Here is a 20,539-nt window from a genome sequence, read left to right as displayed (position 1 = left end):
TCTTTCACTCATTTGAGCTTCTGTTCGGCGCTGTATTTTTGCTCCACGTTCGCATTGAGCGCGGCCAGTTCTGGACGCTGCTTCAGAAGGGTGAGGACCTCCTGCGTGGTGATCAGGTGGCCGGGTTTCCACAGGATGTTGTACACGATTTCCACAAACTCCCAGTCCTCGGGAGTGTCAACCGTCCAGCGGAAGTGGGACAGGTCGACATCGTTCACCCAGGACATGGCGCGGAACTTCTCGGGATGATGGTAGAAGTGAGGCGTGACATGCTCACGTTCATTGGGCAGATGAGCCTCGTTGAAATTGCGTTCCAGGGCCTTGGCCGTGAAGATCTCGGTGTCCAGCCCGCGCGGGAAACGGCGCTCAAAGACACTGCTCATGAAGTCAGGTGGTGAATCTGTCTGCAGTGCGGCGTGGAAGCGTTCCAGCATGGCATCGCAAACGATCGGATCATAGAGCGGGCAGTCGCCGGTGACACGCACGATGACGTCTGCTTTGGCGGCCTGGATGGTGCCGTGATAACGGGCCAGGACATCATCCTCGCTGCCGCGGAAGCAATGGTAGCCCAGACGCTTCACCTCGGCTTCCAGCGCGTCATTTTCCGGATTCGTGGAGGTGGCCAGCCAGACCTCGTCAACATGCTTCACGGAGGCCACGCGCTCCAGCACATGGGCGATCATGCTCTGTCCGCACAGGTGGCGGAGCACCTTGCCCGTGAGTCGTTGTGAGCCCATGCGGGCCTGGATGATGCAGATGGTCTTCATTCAGTTGGATGGTGCTCCTTCAACGAGATCCCAGGAGAGCGGCGTGCCATGCTCAATAGCCACCTTCGCCTTGGTGCCCAGCACCTGTTCGAGATGACGTGGATGCAGGCCATGGGCGGGACGGATGACGCGGACGTTTTCTGCGGTGAAGGCTTCGCCCACGGCGATGTCGGCAACCGCGAAGAGGGAGCGGCGGAAGACGCGGCTCTTCATCTCCTTGGGAGAGACCTCATAGTTCACCCGGCCGAGCGCCTGCTCGGTGATGCGGATGGCATCCACCATCTCGCGAAACTCCTGAGGCTCCATGCTGAAGCTTGAATCCGGGCCGGGAGTGGCGCGGGAAAGCGTGAAGTGTTTTTCCACCACGCAGGCACCCAAGGCGACGGCGGCAACCGCGACGGTGCTGCCGAGCGTGTGATCGCTCAGGCCAACGAAGGTCTGGAAGCGGTCACTCATGTCCTGGATGGTGCGCAGATCCATCTCATCGGGCGATGCAGGATAAGCGCTGGTGCATTTCAGCAGCACGATGGGGCCGCTGCCTGCCGAACGAAGAGTTTCGATGGCCTCGCTGATCTCCTCCAGCGTGGACATGCCGGTGGACATGATGATGGGCTTCTTGGTCGCTGCGATCTTCCGCAGCAAGGGAAGATCCACGAGTTCGAAGGAGGCGATCTTGTGAACCTCGACATCCATGGCTTCGAGGAAGTCCACGGCGCTGGCATCAAAGGGCGTGGAGAAGAAATCCATGCCCAGATCGTTGGCGATCTTCTTGAGCTTCGGCTGCCACTCCCAGGGCATGTAAGCCTCCTGGTAGAGGTCATGCAGCGTGCGGCCATCCCAGAGTGTGCCACCACCGATCAGGAAGGGCGGTTTGTCACTGGCGATGGTCATGGTGTCTGCCGTGTAGGTCTGCACCTTCACCGCATCTGCACCGGCCTCTTTCATGGCCTCGATGATGCGCACGGTGAGATCAAAGTCCTGGCCGTGGTTCGCCGAGAGTTCGGCGATGATGTAAGTGGGATGTCCGGGGCCAAGCGGACGGTTGCCGATTTTGAAGTCCATCATTGAATTTCTCTCACAAGTTCAAAAGCCTCCGCAGCCTGGACACCGACGACACTGCCCCAGCGGCGTGCGATGGCACGCAGAGCCTCAGGGGAGCGGGGGTGGGGAAAGGCGCGAGTCTCGCTCTCATACACCTGCATGGCGGCGATCTTCGTCTCCAGCGTGTCGCCGATGTCAAAGAACACACTGGGGTGAAAACGTGGCTCGAAGCGCTGGAAGGACCATTCGCTTGAGGAGGCCACTTCATAGGCATAGAGGCGGCGGACACAGCGGCCTGCCATGGGCCGGGTGGCGGTGAGGGTGGCCCGGTAGGTGATGACGTGATCCATGTTCAGGTCACCTCCATGCTGGGTGAAGACGGTGTCAGGCTGTGTCCGCTCAATCTCCCGTTCGATGGCCTGGGTGATGTCCAGCAGCGGCACGGTGTCCATTTTCTGGTCAGGAAAACCCAGCACTTTGACGCTGGTGGCACCCACGAGCTGGCCTGCGCGCTCGGCACGTTCATGGTGGACCTTCAGGGCCCCCGCAGCCTGGCTTTCGTCGAAATCAGGCCGGGAGGTCAGGCCATTCGCCAGAATGATGATATGAACCTCAGTTCCAGCGGCTGAGAGGCGCGCCATCGTCCCGCCACAGCCCAGCACTTCATCATCAGGATGGGCGGCAATGACGAGGACTTTTTTCATGTGGCGGGTGCAGTGGGAGTCGGGCGCGTGACCTTCACGTCAGCCACGAGGCGGCCATCATAGAGAGAGGCTCGGGTAAACTCAAGGCGGAAGCCGCCATGCTCGATGAAGGCGTGGGGGTAGCCCTCGGCATCCAGCATGCGGATGAAGTCATGCAGGGCGCCCAAATCAGGCAGATCTGCCGGGATGGCGCTTTGCTCCGGACGCCGGCGCTTGAAGGGGGTTGGCTCGCCGCTCTGCGGCACCGGCTCAGGCTGGGTGCGGACCATTTCAGCAATGATGTCCGCCGAAAGTCGTCCGGCGCGGAGGAAGATCTCCTCGGCGCTGCCTTCCAGGCTCAGTGGCTTTTTGGCATAGACCGGGCCAGCATCCATCTCATGCGCCATCCGCAGGGCGGTGAGCTTGGTCTCACGGTGTCCGCGCGCGATCAGGTTTTGCAGCGGGGAGCCACCCCGGCCGTAGGGCACATCGGTCATGTGAAAACAGACGCACTCATGAGTGTCCAACCACTCATCAGGCACGCGCATGGACCAGTGCAGGAAGAAGATGTAGCGCGGTGCAGGGGACTGCTGAAGCTGGTCCGAGAGTTCCTCCACGGTGCTGGCGAAGCTCCACTGGCCCGGCAACGTCTGGAGCTGCTCCTCGAAGACCGCTCGATTCCAGGGGCGGCTTCCGGCGACGATGTAGCGATTGGGGTCAGAAGAACTCATGGCGAGACAAATGATAGCCGATGGCCGGCAGGCCGTGCATGTCCTTTTCTTCGCCACGCCGGAATCCGGCACGCGCAAAGGATTTTTGAGAAGCGGTATTGGAGGTCTTGATCCAGGCTTCCACGTGCTGCCAGCGCGGGGCCTCAAACAAAAGCCCGAGTCCGAGACGAAGAACCGCTGCCGCATGCCCGCGACCACGGGCCGAGGGGGCCACACTCACATCCACGATGACAAGATCACCCTCACCTTCAAAGCGAACCTGACCGACAGGCGTGCCGGACTCGTCGACGATGATTGCGATCAAGCAGTCCGCATCCTCCAGACGCCGGGTGAACCAGGCCAGATGCCCGTCCCAAGGGATCGGAGCCGTGTTGAAAGCCGAGGCCCGCACTTCCGGGTCATTCACCCATTCCCAAAGCAGTCTGGCATCGTCGATCGTAGCATGCCGTGCCCTCAGGGGATGATGAAGCATGGCCTCGACAACTCTGGCGGCTCCATGACCATCCACCAGTTTCCGGCCTAACATTGAAATCTGTTCACGGCGCGGCTGGTCGTCCAGAAAAGCGGTGATTCGTGCCAGGGTGTCCGCAGCCGGGAAGTCCTCGTGCCACCCTGAAACCTCGGCGATTCCCAGTTCGTCGAGCTTGGCCGCGACGCCACGCTGGTTGTCCGCTGTGATGATCAGGATCATCGGCAGCCCGAGGCAGGCAAGCTCCCAGCAACTGCTGCCCGAGGCGGAGATGGCCACGTGCGCGTGCTTCATCAAGTCAGGGAGATTGGACGGGTTAACCAATAGTTCGACTTGGTGGGGGCCTGAGGATGCGCTTCGAAGGCTGTCGAGATGGGGGTTGGCCGCGCCGACGATCACCTTGAGCTTCAGCGGGCGAAGAGTGAAGCCCGAGAGCAATTTCAGGACCTTCAGGGTCACGTTGTCGGGATCACCACCGCCAAGTGTGATGATGATTTCCGAGGCCTCTCGAGGCTCGGCGGAGCGCGGTCTATCCGAAGCGACAAACTCTCTCCGCAGCAGCGCATGCCTGGCACCTGGGAGCAGACGTTTCACCCCTGGATACATGGCCTCAGAGGCGTAGGCGTTCTGATTCAGGACGATATCCGCAGCCGTGAGGTCAATGGTGGCGAGATCATCAAGCACCAGGAGTTTGACGCCGGATCCTTTGAGCGCAGCGAGGTAGTCAGGTGAAAAATGGTAGCCATCTGCCACCAGCCAGGGCAGGCCAGCATCAGCGGCCAGTGAGGCTACTTCCCGTGCCTCATCCAAACTGCCTGCCTCATGCCGGAGTTTGATGGTGGTCAGACCTTCCTGCTGAAGACGTTCCATGAGGGCTGGCGCTTCCGCGTGGGTGTAGATCACCACCTCACCCCCGCGTTTTTGCCAAGCCTGGGCGAGCGCCAGACAGCGCATGACATGACCGATTCCCATGCGCGCTCCGGCGTCAGCGCGGATGCCTAGAGCTGGAAAAGGTGCGCTCATGGCAGGCTTTTTAAATCCCGGTGGCTGTGATCAGGGCATCCTTGACGCGGACGACATCCTCATCCGTCATCAGCGGGAACATCGGGAGGGTGATGGCCTCTTCGTAGTAGCGTTCGGCCTCCAGGAACATGCCTTTCTGAAAGCCGAGCTTTTGATAGTCTGGCTGCAGGTGCACGGGGATGTAATGCACATTCACGCCGATGCCCTGCGCGCGCATGCTGTCGAAGACTTCGCGGCGTGTTTTGCGGATCTCACCCAGGTTCAGCCGAATCATGTACAAATGCCAGCCGCTGATGCCTCGAGGATCTCGGGCCAGGGGACGGAGCGGCAGGCCTGCGAGTTCGCGATCATACAGATCAGCGATCTCACGACGGCGCTTCGCGAATGATTCCAGCCGGGTCATCTGACTGGCTCCCAGCGCGGCCTGGAGGTCGGTCATGCGGTAGTTGAAGCCCAGCTCCAGCTGCTCGTAATACCAGGCGCCGTGGGATTCGTTGACCATGCGCTTTTCATCACGCGTGATGCCATGGGTGCGCAGCATGCTGATGCGCCAGGCCAGTTCATCATCATTGGCCGTGATCATGCCGCCTTCGCCGCTGGTGACAATCTTCACAGGGTGAAAACTATGTGAGGCTGCGTCCGACCAGCGGCAGCTGCCAATGCGCTCTCCTTCAAACTCACCCCCCATGCAGTGAGCGGCATCCTCCATGATCTTGAAGCCATATTTCTGGCCCAGGGCATGGATGCGGGGCATGTCACAAGACTGCCCGGTGAAGTGCACGGGCACCACGATCTTGGGCAAGGTGCCAGCCTTTTCTGCCTGAACCAACTTTGCTTCAAGACGCTCAGGGCACATCAGCACGGTTCCTGGATCCACATCCACAAAGTCGACCTTGGCTCCGCAGTAGCGTCCGGCATTCGCGGAGGCGACGAAGGTGATCGGCGACGTCCACAAGTAGTCACTCGGACCCAGGCCCATGGCCTGCGCTGCGCAGTGCATGGTGGCCGTGCCATTGGCGAAGGCGATGCCGTGCTTCGCCCCGCACCAGTCTGCCACTGACTTTTCGAAACGCGGGATGGCGGGCCCCTGGGTGAGATAGTCTGACTTCAGGACTTCAACGACGGCGGCAATGTCAGCCTCATTGATGTTCTGGCGCCCATAGGGGAGGAATGCTGCGGCGCTCATGCATCCACGGTGAAGCTCGCGTCACAATGCTGGTGGATCAGCGTGCGGATCTGCTCCACCGAGAGCCATTCAGAGTTTTTGCCGGAATTGTAGGAGAAGCCTTCCGGGACGGGCGTGCCGCCATGGGCCTCGGCGTAGCGCTTCATCAAGTCAGCTGCTGCGTGACCGTAGAGCATCGGCACGATGATGTAGTGCTTGTCTGTCTGGAGGGTCTGGAGCGCGTCCGTCTCCGTGATCATCTCCTCATGGATTTTTTCACCTGGGCGGATGCCGACAATCGGCTGCTCGCACTTGGGGCCGATGGCTGTGGCCACGTCTCCGATGCGGTAGGACGGAATGCGGGGAACGAAGATCTCACCACCCAGCGCATGATTCAGCGCATGGACGACGAGGTCCACACCCTCCTCAAGCGTGATGTTGAAGCGGGTCATCTGCATGTCGGTGATCGGCAGCACACCGGTCTTGCGACGCTCCAGGAAGAAGGGGATCACGGATCCGCGGGAACCCATGACGTTGCCATAACGCACGACGCTGAAGCGGATGTCCTGCCACCCGCGCACGTTGTTCGCGGCGACGAACAGCTTGTCAGAGCAGAGCTTGGTGGCGCCGTAAAGGTTGATGGGGGCGGCGGCCTTGTCTGTGGAGAGAGCCACGACATTCCGCACCTTGGCGTCCAGACAGGCCTGGATCACGTTTTCCGCTCCCAGCACGTTCGTTTTGATGCACTCAAAGGGGTTGTACTCCGCCGTCGGCACCTGCTTCAGCGCAGCCGCATGGATGACGGTGTCGATTCCCGACATCGCGTGCAGGAGGCGCTCGCGATCCCGCACATCACCGATGAAAAAGCGCAGGCGCTTGTCCGTGAAGCGCTGGGACATCTCGTACTGCTTCAACTCGTCGCGGGAATAAACGACCACGCGTTTGATCTCTGGCTGGCTGAGAAGGCGGGTGATACATTTGTGGCCGAAGGAGCCAGTACCACCGGTGACGAGGATGCTTTGGGCGTTAAACACGTGTTCTTTTGCGGGGTGAAATTGACCGGGCTACGTGCCTCGGGGTTGATTCGATTACTGAGCCACCCCCCCCTCCATTGCAAGAGCGAATTACTGCGGGCGGCGCTCAAACAAGGCATTCTTATACTTGCCTGCGGGACGCTCCATCACGAGCTGAAAGCCCGCCCGCTCAAGCACGGCCTGAAAATCAGCCCAGCTGCCCTGGAAACCATGCCATTCGATGAGCAACGCCCTGGCCTGGGCCAGCACGTCTCCCCATTCACGCACCAGGGACTCCTCACCACCCTCGATGTCACACTTGATCAGATCCAGACCGCCAGGGAAATGCTGCTGTACCAGGGCGGCGAGGTCCACACAAGGGACCTCGACCTGACGAGCATGCTTGGTCTGGTTCACCGCCGAGGATTCCGCCGAGGCGGTGGCGAGATAAAAAGAAGCCGACTTTTGGCCACGGGCACCGATCAAGCCATGCACCAGGGCCACTTCTGCCTGGGTGCCACAGCCGCTGACCACGGTTCGGGCACGCTCCACGGCGCCATTGTTGGCATCCACCAGCACAAGCTTCGGCAGCGGCTGGCCAGGAGTCACGACACGTGCCCGGTTCAGCATCTGCACGGCGAAGTAGCCGCTGTTGCAGCCCAGGTCCAAAACCGTGCGGGCAGGGGGCAGGCGATCCAGAAAGTCATCGTATTCCTGCTGGATGAAGATCTCCCTGAAGGTGGCCATCTCATGCCGGTCTGCCACCGGCACCTCCAGCCCCGAACGCAGGCGGAACCGCATGTCCGACCATGCGAAGCAACGCCACATCAGGGACTTGGCGAGCCGTTGGAGACTGAAATTGATCTTCATGAAGCGGGTGACTTCTGCGATTGAGAGGGCAAGTCAAGCTCCAGCCGCTGCACGCAGGCACGCAGATGTGCCTCCAGGGAGAAGAGGGCCCAGGCGCGCTCTTTCAGGGAGAGAGTTTCTGTCCTGAGCATTTCAGGGCGACGCAATAGGGAGTCGATTTTCTCCACCAGGAGTTCCGACTCGAAGCGCTCACTGACAAACAGCGGCTGGTGCGGGCCAAAGATGTCCTCAGCGCCCTCGCAGGGATACATGAAGCAGGGGCGGCCCGCGAGACAGGACTCCATGACCGAGCCAGGCAGTGCCTCACGCAGGCTGGTCAGCAGGCTGATGTCTGCGGTGGCGAAGAGAGTCTGAATGTCCGAGAAGTTCCCCAGCATGACCACCCGGTCCTCGACCTGACATTCGCGCATGGCCGCCTGCATCACGGGCAGGTAATCCGCATCACAGTCGCCGGCCACGATGAGCCCGAAGTCCGAATGACCACGCTCCAGAAGTCCTTTCAGCACCCGCACGGCATCCGCCTGGCGTTTGCGCTCCTGCACACGGCCGATGACGAGGAGCCAGCGTTTCACCGCCGGACTTGCCGCAGCCAGTTTACCTTGCAATTGCGCGGCTGACTCTGGCTTTGACGGCGGAAGCAGGACGGCGTCCAGAAAGACGTGGGTGCGCCGGCCTAACTCCAAGTCTTCCTCCAGCCCTCGCGCGATCTTTAACGAGGATGGCAGGATGAGGTCGTTGGCTTGCAGCTTATACTTCCGACCTTTCTCCGCATTGGCGATGCCGTCTCGCAGGATGGCGGCGGATCTGCCACCGAGATGTCGGGCCAGTGCCGAGGCGTGCGGAGCCCACCACATCTCATTGCTCACGACCCAGTCGGCATGGGCGAAAGGCAGTTTGCGGGCCAGGGCACGCATGGCCCCCGGAAAGCGCAGCCTCTCCAGAAATTTCCGCCACTCGGGCAGGGGATGCACAGTCACCGGAACTCCAAGGGCCGCACATTTCTCCGTGAATTCACCCTCCTCCGAGGTCACCACATGCAAGCGCGCATCCGTGCCCTTTTTGAGGGTGGTCAGCGTGTCCAAGAGACGGTTTTTGGCACCGCCACGGCCGGCGGTTTTCTGAATGAAGACAAGTGTTTGTGGTTCGGGCACGGGAAGGAAGGTCGGCGGCGAGGAAGGACTCATTCCCGAAAAAGCCCGGTGGTGGCAACTGCTGATTCTTTTCAAAGTAACTTAAGCCCTGGGTGCTGATCGCGCTTTGACATCGCTCTCTCTTTGGGACGACAAAACTACGTCTCATGCGAGCGTCATGCCTCAAGTGCCGCTTTCTCTTCCTCAGGTTGAAGCCGCTCTCCGCTGCGGCTTTTGATCTGCGCGATTATGCCTGTTTTTCCAGCACCTTGGGCCTGAGGGGTGGCCGGGCTTGCATGACGACTGGGATGGCTGTGCTCGTCCTGCCTCCGCGGCGGGACCATCTCTGGCGAAGATGATGCCAGCGACGCTCGAGCTTCATGGCCAGCCGGAGCAGGCCTGATCTGTTCTCGGCCTCCTTGAACTCCAGCAGTGCTTTCACCAGATTGACCGTCAGTGCCGTTTCGCTGGAGATGAGGGCAGGGGACTCTGGTTCATCGGGGCGGGGAAACAGTCCGCTATCATCGCCCGCTGGCATATAATCTCGTCGAACGCGGTCGTTGGAGTCCTCGTGAACAGACAAGATCTTCCGTCTGGCTTCGAGGTCGAGGTAAGAGTAGCTTTGGAAAACCGGTTTGGCGCTGGCCACCTGGAGCATCTGGCGCAGCTGCTTGCGACGAACGGGATCGAGGGAGGGATTGCACATCCTGGCCATCTCCACCGCCTCCATCGAGAAGCCCTGATTGCGCACGGTCTGCAGGCGGTGCTTCAAAACCTCCGGCCTCAATCCGATCATCTTGCAAAAGTCGACGATGATGTCCTGAGGTTTGGGATAACAATCTTTGTGGTAAACCCGGGTGATGATGTTTTCACGGCCGAACTGAAGGGCGTAGCTCTCCAGAAGCTTGTGCCAGTTCATTGTCTCAGGATCGATCCCGTCCAGGAAATCCCCGAAGGTCATGGAGTTCCCCTCATGGATCTTCTGGGTGTAGAGAGACTCGATGAAATCATCCTGCCGGCGTAGAAAGACGATGATTTTGACATCGAAATCGCGAGTCAGCTCTCTCAGGCGCGAGGCCAGCATCGGAGCGTTGTCGTAGCCGGTCATGGGGTCACCGCTGAGGCATTCGGAACTGATCAAAAAGCGGTGTGACGCACCGGAATGCCTCTCCCTGTTATGGCGTAACCAAAATTGCAATTCAGAATTGTCTTTCGGGCTCCATTCGCGCTTGGTCAGCAGTTCATGGCAGTTCAGACGCACCAGGCCTTCGCCCAGACATTCCTTCTCGCCCGCTTTTAAGGCCCGCTGAATGGCCGTGGATCCTGTCTTGTGAGTGCCGATGTGAATGAAAAGACGGGATTTCATCAAAGAGGGTGATTGAGGGGCTCCAAACCTGGAGTGGTATTGCGGCGATTATTTTCCGCCGTGGCAGTTCACGCAAAGAACTCAAGGCGTGGCGAGGAGCACCACAGCTGTGACAGCGCTCATTGATTCGGTTAGGAAGGTCGCGCGGGCCTCCTGATGCGCCAATCAGGCGTGTCTGGCATTCGGTGTTTGCCATGGCGGCGTTTCTGCTGGCAAAGTGAGTGCAATGTCCCGAAAGCTGTCGATCTCAATCTTTGTGGTGATGGCCGTGTTCTTCGGCTGCTTCTTCGCCTTCCCGATCTGGACGGCGGTGCGGGTCGCGTTTGAAACTCCGGACCACCAGTTCACACTGGAGTTCATCTGGGAAGTTTTTGAGAACCAGCTCTACCGCGAAGGACTGCTGAACTCTTTTTTGATCGCGATCTGGACCACCCTCGGGTGCCTCTTGATATCGCTGCCTTTGGCGCTGCTGTTTGTGCGTTACGACTATCCGGGCAAAACCATCCTTAACAGTCTGGTGCTCACGCCCATGGTACTGCCACCGTTTGTCGGTGCGATCGGCATCAAGGCCATTCTTGGTCAGCAAGGGGCTCTGAACAGCTTGCTGATGAATCTGGGCATGATGAGCCGGGAGCATCCGGTGGACTGGTTCGCGGAGGGGCAGATGCCAGGGATCGTCATCATGGAAGTGCTGCACCTCTACCCGATCCTCTATCTTAATGTGGCTGCGACTTTGGCGAATCTGGACCCGGCGATGGAGGAGGCTGCGGCCAGCCTGGGATGTCCTCCCTGGAAGAGGCTATGGCGCGTGACTCTCCCGCTGGTGATGCCGGGTATCTTTGCCGGCGGGACCATCGTCTTCATCTGGGCCTTTACGGAACTCGGCGTGCCGCTGGTGTTTGATTTTGAGCGAGTGACGGCCGTGCAGATCTTCCGCTCTCTGAACGACCTCAGTGGGAATCCCTTCCCGTACGCGCTGGTGGTCGTGATGCTCACCTTCAGCACTCTGATCTATCTCTTGAGCAAAGTCTTGTTTGGCCGTGCGACCGCTGCTGGCGGCGGCCGCGCCACCATGGCGCGTGAAACCGTGCGTTTGCCGCTGGGGTTGGGTTTGCTCTGCACAGGTTTCTTTGCGGGGATAACCTTTTTGGCCGTCATCCCGCATCTGGGTGTCGCCTTGCTGAGCTTTTCCAAGGATTGGTATGGCACGGTGCTGCCGCAGGAGTTCACGCTGGATCATTATCACTCGGCACTCGGGCATGAGCTCACGCTCAGTTCCATCGCAAACAGCCTGAAATACTCCGGGCTCGCGCTGGTCGTGGCCTTGGTCCTTGGCATCAGTGTGGCCTACATCAATGTCCGCACCAAGATCTGGGGAAGGCAGCTTTTGGACATGATGGCCATGCTACCGCTGGCGGTGCCAGGCATCGTGGTGGCCTTTGGCTATCTGGCCATGACCCGTCCAGGGCAGCCTTTTGACTGGCTGATCATCGGCGAGGATCCTTTGCTGCTGCTGGTCATCGCCTATGCGGTGCGCCGCCTGCCTTATGTGGTGCGTTCCGCGAGCGCGGGTTTCCAGCAGGTCAGTCCTGCGCTGGAGGAAGCCGCACAAAACCTCGGTGCCTCGCCGGAGCGGGCCATGTGGCGGGTCACCCTGCCGCTGGTGGCGCCGAACCTTGTCGCCGGCGGGCTTCTGGCCTTCGCTTTTGCCATGCTGGAGGTCAGCGACTCCATGATCCTGGCCCAGCAGGCCTCCTACTTCCCGATCACCAAGGCCATCTACTCCCTCATCCTTTCTCTTGGCAACGGGCCGCAGCTCGCCGCTGCGCTGGGTGTCTGGGCCATGATCTTCCTCACGGTCACCATCGTCGGGGCCAGCGTGCTCCTGGGCAAAAGGCTGGGCGCCCTTTTCCGCTGAAGCGCTGTGTTATCTGGCCCGAAAGCCGCTGTCTTCTGATGAAAGCGCCTGTGACCCGCGCTTGACGGCCCCCTCTTCGCCGCCGAAGAAACAGACCTCCTTTTTCTTTCCCCCAAGACCCGATGCCCCGCCGAATCACCTACCGCGACGCTGTCCGTGAAGCCCTCGATGAAGAAATCGCCCGCGACCCCATGGTTGTGGTCATGGGTGAGGAAGTGGCCCAATACAATGGCGCTTACAAAGTGACCCAGGGCCTTTGGGACAAATGGGGCGACAAACGCCTTGTGGACACACCGATCAGCGAAGCCGGTTTCATCGGCATGGGCATCGGTGCCTCCATGCTCGGCGTGCGTCCGGTGATGGAGCTCATGTTCTGGAGCTTCTACACGGTGGCCTGGGACCAGATCGTCAACAACGGCGCCATGGTACGCTACATGAGCGGCGGCAAGATCAACTGCCCCATCGTGATCCGCGGTCCTGCCAATGGCGGCACCAGCGTGGGTGCCACCCACTCTCACACTCCGGAGAACATCATGGCGAACTTCCCCGGCATGAAGTGCGTCTGCCCCAGCAACGCTTACGATGCCAAGGGCCTGATGAAGGCCGCCATTCGTGACAATGACCCGGTCATGTTCATGGAGAGCACAAAGCTCTATGGCGAAGAATGGGATGTGCCCTCCAACGACGAGCTTCCGAACGGTGAGCTCTTCATCCCGCTCGGCCTCGCTGATGTGAAGCGCGAAGGCACAGACATCTCCCTTATCGCTCACGGCAAGGCTGTCATCACCTGTCTGGAAGCCGCCCGCATCCTGGAAGAAGAGCACGGCATCAGCGCCGAGGTTGTCGACCTTCGCAGCATCCGCCCGCTGGATGAGGAAACCATCCTCAACTCCGTGGCCAAGACTCATCGCGCGGTCTACGTCGAGGAGAACAAACCCTTCTGTGGTATCGGCGCTCAAATCGCCTACATGATCCAGGAGCGCATCTTTGACGAGCTCGATGCTCCCGTGCAGCGCGTTTGCAGCCTCGATGCTCCAGCCATCTACAGCCCACCGCTCGAAGCCATCCAGCTTCCGACCGCTGAAGTGGTCGTGGCCAAGGCTCTCGGCATTTGCTGATTCGCAGGCTGAAAATCCGATCTCTCACGAAGCCTCTGCCATAAGCAGAGGCTTCGTTGTTTTTGGGGGAGAGGCGTCGCTAGACCGTCAGCTGGAGTTCAACCTGCTACCTTGAACCAGACATCCTAGGCGAGCGCATCTCGGGCCGCGGCAGAGTGGCTGCTGGATCGCGAACACTCAAAGGTGTTCTTCAAACATGTAACTAAATCGCATCGTTAAAATTGCGTTTATGTTCTGAATTAAAAGTTACTACTCATTCCATTGCGAATAACCGAACGTTTATGTAACGAATAAAGCGCAACCTTGACGTTCCAAAGTCCGTAGTTAGTCTAGTGCCATGAGACGCCCCTGGATCAAAGTTGAAGTCGCAACCCCTGACAAACCGGAAATCTGTGCCATCGCGAATCGATTGAAGATGGATGAGGACATGGTGGTGGGTAAGCTGGTGCGCTTTTGGGCTTGGGTAGCGCAAAACCAAGTACACGGAAGTAACTTAGGCGTTACTTTAGATTTCATTGATCGCTTGGTCGGACGAAAGGGTTTCGCGCTAGCAGTGTGCCAGGCTGGCTGGCTGATTGAAGATGACGGCGTCGTTTCCATCCCCAACTTTGACCGTCATAACAGTAACTTGGCCAGAACTCGTGCGCTTACTAAAACAAGAGTCGAACGTCACCGAAAAGTAACGTCTCAAAAGTTAAAGAAAAAAGTTTCTAAAGTTACTGTTGAAGAATCACCCCCAGAGCCAACGCCAGCTCAAGGTGATGAAGACGCAATGGAGGAGCTTCAAGAGGAGAGCATTGCTCCTTCTGAAGCAATCCCTCTTGAGCAGTCTGCTGAAGAGAGCGCTGAAGAGAGCGCTGAAGAGAGCGCTGAAGAGAGCGCTGAAGAGGTAGCGGAAGAGGAAAAAAATGACGAGCTTTCAATTAACGCTTTGCCAACGTTTGATTCGTTACAATCAGAATCGGTGGTTGAAAAAGTGATGGAGGGACCGGCTGCTGAGCTTGAGCCGGATGAACCTGAGGTGCCGGCCAAACCTGAAAAGGCTTCCAAGAAAAAGGAAGATCCTTTTAATGACCAGCCGATGCTTTTTTAACGTTATTCAAACGATCTAAGCGTTAGGTTTGAGAACTCGCTCGCTGATCAAAGGTCAGGTTGAACACAAGGTATCCACGCGATGATCGATCACCATGAGGGGAGACGCTGATGCTTTCCTGCTTTCATCACTTGCGGCCACGCCAGGGTGATCTTTGGTCTCTTGCGGTGTCCTTTGAAGCGCACTGCAAGAGAAAGAAATTATAGCGCAGGAGGTACAGGGATCTGGAGCGGTGGCTTTTGTCTCTCTCCATGCTCACCGTGAGTTCAAATCGGGACCTCGTTAGGAGGCGTTTGCTGCCCGACCCGTTAGATAGTCTTCAAAGATACGTCGATGCGTTGGATTCCAGTCCTACCGCAGATTCCGAATTTAAGCCGTCACAGCGTCGAGGAGGTGCCTGTGGGCTTCCTGACTTTCGGGAGACGTGCGACGGGGATGGAACGTCTTTTCGAAGCCCATGAGGTGGGTAGCCTGTGGACGGGTCACAGGTCAGAAAAAAGAGCGCCCCCGATCAACGGGGACGCTCTTGAACTTTCAGCTCTCGACTGGTAGCCGGATCACGAAGCCAGTGCTGGTTCGTCCTCGTTGCCAGCTTCAGTCTCGGCATCAGCTTCGATTTGCTCACTGATGTTCGTTTCAGTCTCACCTTCAGCCATTGCCCCGGCTTCCTCGTCAGGTGAGGCCTCCTCACTTTCAGCCGCAGCTTTGGCACCTCTTTTGGCCTTCTTGGCTGCCGCCTTGGTGGCTGCGGCAGCCTTCGCCTCGGTCCTGTCGGCAGCGGCCTCCTCGACCGCCTGTTCTGCGGCTGCCACATCATCCTCGGAAACGATCATCGTCGGCGGCGCAGTCGTCTCCCGGTGGTGGCCCTCATCAGCATCCACTTCGGCGGTGATCTGGAGTTCTTCCTGTTTCGGAGTTCTCTTCTGGCGCTCGTTGTTCTCGGTCATGCGCACGCCGACCGGCTTGCTGACGCCGAACTCCTGCATGGTCACGCCATAGATCACATCCGCGCGACCCATGGTGCGCTTGTTGTGCGTGACGATGATGAACTGGGAGTTGTCGATGAAATTGTCCAGCATCTTGAGGAAGCGGGAGATGTTCGACTCGTCGAGAGGGGCATCCAGCTCGTCCAGCACGCAGAAGGGGCTGGGCTTCACCTGGTAGATGGAGAAGAGCAGGGCCACGGCCGTCATGCTTCGCTCACCACCGGAAAGCAGGGTGATGGTCTGCAGCTTCTTGCCGGGCGGCTTGGCGATGATGTCAATGCCCGATTCGAGCGGATCTTCATCATCGATGAGCATGAGGTCGGCCTTGGCGGTGGGGCCGAAGAGCTCGCGGAAGTTGTTTTGGAAGTTCACACGGACCTGCGCGAAGGTTTCCGCAAACATGGTCTTGGTGGTGTCGTTGATCTTCGCGATCACCTCGAGCAGTTCTTCCTTCGAGCGGACGAGGTCGTTGTACTGGTTGTCGAGGAAGTTGTGACGCTCCTCGAGCTCCTCGAACTCCTGGATGGCGTCCAGGTTCACCGGGCCGATGCCTTCCAGCTTCTGGCGAAGCTCGCCCACGACAGCGGTGACGAAGTCCCAGTCTGGATGACCTTCTTCACCTGGAAGGGTGATGTCATCGATGTCCACTTCGTCCGAGTTGCTGGCAGAGGCGGCTTCCTCAGGTTGCGGTGCAGGTGGCTCGTCGGCGGATTCGGAGGTTTCAGGGGCGCTTGCCGCTTCCGTGTCAGCGGCTGCGCCTTTCTTGCCGCGGTTACGATTGCGCTTCTGCTCATCGATCGTGAGCATGAGCGCATGGTAGTCGGGCTCGAAGGCGCTGATGTGGAAGTTGTAGCGCTCCTGCACCTGGTTGATCAGGTTCTCAAGACGCAAGTCCACACGCGTGAGCTGAACCTCGATGCGGTTGCGGCTTTCGCTCAAACCCTGAGACTGCTGGCGAAGCTGGACGAGCTGGGACTCGAGTGCGTTCACGCGCTCAAAAGCGGCGGCGCGCTCCTCGGTGCGGCCTTGGAGGTGATCTTCAATGCTGGCGATGGCGCCACGCTGCGACTCGACCTGCTCGGAGAAGCGGGCGTTTTCTGACAGGGCCTGCTCGATGCGGCCACGCCATGCGGCGATCTCATTTTCGAAGCGATGAATGGTGCTCTCCAGCTCATGCAGGCGGCTGGCCATCGGAGCCTTCTGGCGCTCGATGGAGTGAAGCGAGTTCTGCTCCAGCGCGAGCGCACTGCGGAGCTCGTTCAGACGCTCGGAGGATTCGAGTTCGCGGCGCAAGAAGGATTCCATCTCGACTTCGAGCTGCTGCTCATGTTCGCGGGCACCTTCCAGCTGTTCGCGAGCCACCTTGGCCTCTTCCTGCTGCCATTGGATCTGTGCTTCGGCGCCTTGGATGCGAGTGGTGATCTGGTTCTGGTCCCACTCCACGCTTTCGAGTTTGGTCACGGCCTGCTGCAATGCGCGCTGCACCACGCTGATCTGGCCGGTGAGCTGGGAGAACTCCTCGCGGGTGCGCTGGGACTGCTCACGCAGAGTCACTTCCTCACGCTGCATGTCTTCCACCTGATGGCGCATCTGCTCGGCGGCTTCTTCCTTCTCGAGAAGCTGGTATTCCAAGCCTTCAAGCTCGGCCTTGAGGGCACGCACTTCGGCCTCGCGACGAAGCGTGGACGAGCCTTCCTCCTTCGTGGCACCACCGTGGATGATGCCATCCGCCGCGACGAACTCACCCTTCATGGTGGCGATGGCCACGTCACGCAGGGTGCGCTTCATGCGCAGGGCAGTGTGGAGGTCTTCGACGATCAGCACGTTGCCGAGAAGACGATCCGTGATGTCCTGCACGCCGGGTTTGGCGCGCACTTTGTCGATCGCCCAGGCGATGCAGCCTTCCGGCACAAACTGACGGTCCGGCTGCGGACGCATGGTGGCGAAGTCGGCCGGCAGCAGCGCGGCTTTGCCAAGCTTTTGGTTCGCCAGGCGGTCCAGGATCTGGCCGGCGAGTTCGCTGTCAGTCAGCAAGACGGCTTGCAGATGATCACGTAATGCGGCTTCGATCGGTGTGATGAACTGGGGCTCGACCTCGATGGAGGAGGCCAGGATGCCGCGCACGCCGACGGAGTAGACTTCCGGGTTGTCGATGCCCTTCAGCACCTGCTGGGTGCCTTCGGCCAGACCTTCGCCCTTTTGCAAAAGCTGCTCGATGATCTCGACGCGGCTACGACGCTGGGTCACGGCGCGCTGAAGCTCGTTCAACTGCTCCATCAAGGCATCGCGCTGACGGCGCTTCTCGATGATGTCGCGAGCGCAGGTCTTGGCGCGTTCGTCCAGATCGTTGCGGTTCTGCTCCAGTTCCGCAATCATCTGCTGAAGGTGATCAAACTCGACCTGGCTCGCGGCCTTCGCGTGCGCGGCGTTTTGCAGATCATGGGAGAGGGTCTCATGACGCTGACGATCTGTGGAGATCTGGCCGTTCAAGCTCTGCGCACGTGAATCAGCGGCGGCGATCTGGCCTTCAAACTGGCGGATCATCTCACGCACAGCACGACGGTCTTCGTCCAGGCGGGTGCGATCCGGCACGATGCTGTTGTGCACGGTGAGATGCTCGTTCAATGCTGCCTGCCGGTTTTCGATGGTCTCGCGGAGCAAGTCCATCTGCTCGTCGGCGGTCAGCAGGTCGCGGCGCTGCTGGTCCAGAGTCTGGCGCCCCATCTCAATCTGCTCATCGTTCTGGCGGATGCGCATGTGCAGCTCTTCATTGCGCTCATTATTGAAGCCGATGCGGCCTTCCGCGCTCTGCACCTGGCTGCGAAACTCCTGCATCTGACCACGCAATTGGTTAATCTGGGATTCGATGCCGTGGTAGGCCTCGCGGGTTTCCAGCGCCTCCATCTCGGCCGTCTGCAGGCGTGCCTGCACCTGGTCGATCTGCTCGGTCATCATGCGCACGTGATTGTCAGACTCCGCCTTTTCCGCGCTGAAGTCAGAGTAGTGCTTGTGCGCGAGGTGCGTGTCCAGCATGCGGGAGTCGTCCAGCAGCAGCTGGTAGCGCTTGGCCTTGGCTGCCTGACGCTGCAGGGATCCCATCTGGCGCTTCACTTCCGCGACCACGTCCTGAACGCGGAGAAGATTGGCTTCGGTGTACTCGAGCTTGCGCAGGGCCTCACGTTTCTGGCCTTTGAACTTGGTGATGCCGGCGGCTTCCTCGAAAACCGTGCGCCGGTCTTCCGGCTTCGAGCTGAGAAGCATGTCGATCTGGCCCTGGGCCATGATGGAGTAAGCAGCGCGGCCCACGCCCGTGCCGGCGAAGAGGTCGTGAATGTCCTTCAGACGGCAGATGGTGTTGTTCAGGCGGTACTCGCTGCGACCATCACGAAACACGCGGCGGCAGATGGCGACCTCGTTGTAGTCCACGTTGAGTGACTGCTCACAGTCCGCCATGGTCAGGATCACCTCAGCCATGCCCACCGGCTTGCGCTTGTCCGTGCCATTGAAAATGACGTCCGCCATTTCCACGCCACGAAGAGCTTTGGCTGAGGTTTCACCCAGCACCCAGCGGATAGCATCCACCACGTTGGACTTGCCGCAGCCATTGGGGCCGACAATACCGGTCACCCCTTTGTGAAACTCAAAGTTGGTTTTGTCCGCGAAGGACTTGAAACCGTGGATGGAAAGAGTCTTGAGATACATGGCGGCTGGAAAGGGAAAGAGACCCTCCAAGAACCCGATTTTCTCATATACGAGCAAGAGCTAACACTGATATTTCCCCTATCTTGGGGATGCTTAACCTATCTTAAACAAGATGTGGGATCGTTAAAGGCAGCTGAGCGTGTGAATAATGGTAGCTCCTGTGAACAAGAGCAAAACCCAACCCCGGTTCCTTGTCGAGTCTTCATCTGTCAGATGGCTCGCTGATGACGGGGTAGGGTTTAGCCGATTTGGCAGTGTCTGGAGACGTCACATCCTCACTTATCGATCTGGATGGTTGTGCCATTAATTTGCCATCGCAGATCGCTGAGATACGCCAAAACTTCAAACAACTCTCCATAGGACCAAATGCCCAATAGATTGGCGTTGGACATGCTTTTCTGCGCAGCATCGCTGCTTTTGACTCGGTAGGGACATGGACTGGATGGATGGCTAAGCTCCCACGTTTGCTGAAGTTTGGCATTGAGAAAGTCATCCAATCCTCCCTCTGGCTCGCGGATGATGATTGAACTGGCGATGAACGTGAACATTAGGCGGTCAAACTCTGCCGCATGATCATACTTTTTCCGCTTGTCGTTCTTCATGGGGGAACGAGTGGCTGCGGTGACCAACAGGTAATTGCCGCAGGTCGTGAGGCGTTCCTTGCGCTGCTCTGCAATCTTTTCCAGAGCTTTCAAAACGGTCGTGCCTTCGGGGACTGTCAGGGAAAATGCTTGCATGTCCGCCTCAAGATGACTTTCCCACGCCAACGTGAGATCATAGTAATTGTGGTCGCCCAAGCCGTGTTCGATGGTGCCCGCGGTATTGTAGTGATTGGCAAAGCTCTCGTAGATGTCTGGACCGTTGGTTAAAGTCAGCTCTTTCTTGATCTTAAATCTCGCCCAGGCTTCCGCTGGAGACATGGGGGATATTGCCTCGAGACGTGTTAGCCACAACGCGAGGAGGCAGACGATGAGTGACACGCGAGAGAAATGCATGGCATTGTAGATTTGACCGTAGATTACCAGTCACGCGCGCAAAGCCAGCGTGGGCATGCGAAGTGCTATCGGGAGCCTTTTACAGACCTTAAAACTCCCCGCGGAACACGCAGCGGGCGCTGGGGGTCTCGTGGATGGTGATCTCGGCCAGACCGGGGAGCTGGGGGGCGAGCTTTTTCCAGAGCCAGGCAGCCATGTATTCGATGGTCGGGTTCTCCAGGCCTTCGATCTCGTTCAGGTAGCTGTGGTCCAGGCGGTCCAGGATGGGCTTCATGGCGCGGCTGATCTCGGCATGATCGTAGACCCAGCCGATCTTCGGATCGACCTCACCCTCGACCGTGATCTCCACCTTGAAGCTGTGACCATGCATCTTCGTGCACTTGTGGTCGGAGGGCAGGGTGGGGAGGGTTTGGGCGGCTTCGAAGCGGAAGTCTTTGATGATGCGGGCGCGCATGAGTGGGGCACCATT

16 protein-coding genes are annotated in these 20,539 nt (G+C 59.0%); 3 read left to right on the top strand and 13 right to left on the bottom strand.

Going from position 1 to position 20,539, the window contains the following annotated elements:
- Window positions 1-8 precede the first annotated feature (8 nt).
- The 10 genes from BGE01nite_RS08815 to BGE01nite_RS08770 form a co-directional block, all read right to left on the bottom strand.
- Window positions 9-767 (bottom strand): cytidylyltransferase domain-containing protein, encoded by a 759-nt coding sequence (locus BGE01nite_RS08815; protein WP_146850076.1) that lies wholly within the window; start codon window positions 765-767, stop codon window positions 9-11.
- Window positions 768-1,832, bottom strand: a complete 1,065-nt coding sequence (gene pseI / locus BGE01nite_RS08810) for a pseudaminic acid synthase (protein WP_146850075.1) — start codon at window positions 1,830-1,832, stop codon at window positions 768-770.
- Window positions 1,829-2,512, bottom strand: coding sequence for a PIG-L deacetylase family protein (locus BGE01nite_RS08805; protein WP_146850074.1), 684 nt, complete (start codon window positions 2,510-2,512; stop codon window positions 1,829-1,831). The genes pseI and BGE01nite_RS08805 overlap by 4 nt, the downstream gene beginning before the upstream one ends.
- On the bottom strand, window positions 2,509-3,222 hold the full coding sequence (locus BGE01nite_RS08800; RefSeq protein WP_146850073.1) for a formyl transferase: 714 nt from the start codon (window positions 3,220-3,222) through the stop codon (window positions 2,509-2,511). The genes BGE01nite_RS08805 and BGE01nite_RS08800 overlap by 4 nt, the downstream gene beginning before the upstream one ends.
- Window positions 3,209-4,714 carry a UDP-2,4-diacetamido-2,4,6-trideoxy-beta-L-altropyranose hydrolase gene (gene pseG, locus BGE01nite_RS08795; RefSeq protein WP_146850072.1) on the bottom strand — a complete coding sequence of 502 codons (1,506 nt, stop codon included), beginning with the start codon at window positions 4,712-4,714 and terminating at the stop codon, window positions 3,209-3,211. Before pseG ends, BGE01nite_RS08800 begins: the two co-directional genes overlap by 14 nt.
- Before the next feature lie 10 nt (window positions 4,715-4,724).
- On the bottom strand, window positions 4,725-5,900 hold the full coding sequence (gene pseC, locus BGE01nite_RS08790) for a UDP-4-amino-4,6-dideoxy-N-acetyl-beta-L-altrosamine transaminase (RefSeq protein WP_146850071.1): 1,176 nt from the start codon (window positions 5,898-5,900) through the stop codon (window positions 4,725-4,727).
- Window positions 5,897-6,913 carry a UDP-N-acetylglucosamine 4,6-dehydratase (inverting) gene (pseB, locus tag BGE01nite_RS08785; protein WP_146850070.1) on the bottom strand — a complete coding sequence of 339 codons (1,017 nt, stop codon included), beginning with the start codon at window positions 6,911-6,913 and terminating at the stop codon, window positions 5,897-5,899. Before pseB ends, pseC begins: the two co-directional genes overlap by 4 nt.
- A 90-nt stretch (window positions 6,914-7,003) precedes the next feature.
- Window positions 7,004-7,762 carry an FkbM family methyltransferase gene (locus BGE01nite_RS08780; RefSeq protein WP_146850069.1) on the bottom strand — a complete coding sequence of 253 codons (759 nt, stop codon included), beginning with the start codon at window positions 7,760-7,762 and terminating at the stop codon, window positions 7,004-7,006.
- Complete coding sequence (locus BGE01nite_RS08775) at window positions 7,759-8,946, bottom strand: glycosyltransferase family 4 protein (protein ID WP_146850068.1); 1,188 nt, start codon at window positions 8,944-8,946, stop codon at window positions 7,759-7,761. Before BGE01nite_RS08775 ends, BGE01nite_RS08780 begins: the two co-directional genes overlap by 4 nt.
- Before the next feature lie 193 nt (window positions 8,947-9,139).
- Window positions 9,140-10,258, bottom strand: a complete 1,119-nt coding sequence (locus tag BGE01nite_RS08770) for a hypothetical protein (RefSeq protein ID WP_146850067.1) — start codon at window positions 10,256-10,258, stop codon at window positions 9,140-9,142.
- A 226-nt stretch (window positions 10,259-10,484) separates the two neighbouring features.
- On the opposite strand from BGE01nite_RS08770, the gene BGE01nite_RS08765 reads away from it, so the two are divergent.
- The 3 genes from BGE01nite_RS08765 (at window position 10,485) to BGE01nite_RS08755 (ending at window position 14,387) form a co-directional block, all read left to right on the top strand.
- Entirely contained in the window at window positions 10,485-12,176 is a 1,692-nt protein-coding gene (locus tag BGE01nite_RS08765; RefSeq protein WP_174770041.1) for an ABC transporter permease, read from the top strand.
- Window positions 12,177-12,298: 122 nt separating this feature from the next.
- The gene (locus tag BGE01nite_RS08760; protein WP_146850066.1) at window positions 12,299-13,294 is read left to right on the top strand and encodes an alpha-ketoacid dehydrogenase subunit beta; all 996 of its coding nucleotides are present in this window, start codon (window positions 12,299-12,301) and stop codon (window positions 13,292-13,294) included.
- A gap of 337 nt (window positions 13,295-13,631) precedes the next feature.
- A complete protein-coding gene (locus BGE01nite_RS08755; RefSeq protein ID WP_146850065.1) occupies window positions 13,632-14,387 on the top strand; it encodes a hypothetical protein in 756 nt (251 codons plus the stop codon).
- Window positions 14,388-14,944: 557 nt separating this feature from the next.
- Here the strand turns inward: BGE01nite_RS08755 and smc are convergent.
- The 3 genes from smc to queD form a co-directional block, all read right to left on the bottom strand.
- Window positions 14,945-19,075 (bottom strand): chromosome segregation protein SMC, encoded by a 4,131-nt coding sequence (gene smc / locus BGE01nite_RS08750; protein WP_146850064.1) that lies wholly within the window; start codon window positions 19,073-19,075, stop codon window positions 14,945-14,947.
- 275 nt (window positions 19,076-19,350) lie between these two features.
- Complete coding sequence (locus BGE01nite_RS08745; protein ID WP_146850063.1) at window positions 19,351-19,995, bottom strand: hypothetical protein; 645 nt, start codon at window positions 19,993-19,995, stop codon at window positions 19,351-19,353.
- 163 nt (window positions 19,996-20,158) lie between these two features.
- A complete protein-coding gene (gene queD, locus BGE01nite_RS08740) occupies window positions 20,159-20,524 on the bottom strand; it encodes a 6-carboxytetrahydropterin synthase QueD (RefSeq protein ID WP_146850062.1) in 366 nt (121 codons plus the stop codon).
- Window positions 20,525-20,539: the final 15 nt, after the last annotated feature.

It is taken from the genome of Prosthecobacter gellanilyticus (assembly GCF_007992435.1).
GTDB lineage: Bacteria > Verrucomicrobiota > Verrucomicrobiia > Verrucomicrobiales > Verrucomicrobiaceae > Prosthecobacter > Prosthecobacter gellanilyticus.
The sequence above is the reverse complement of the archived record's forward strand: the minus strand, read 5'-3'. Positions and strand labels throughout refer to the sequence as shown.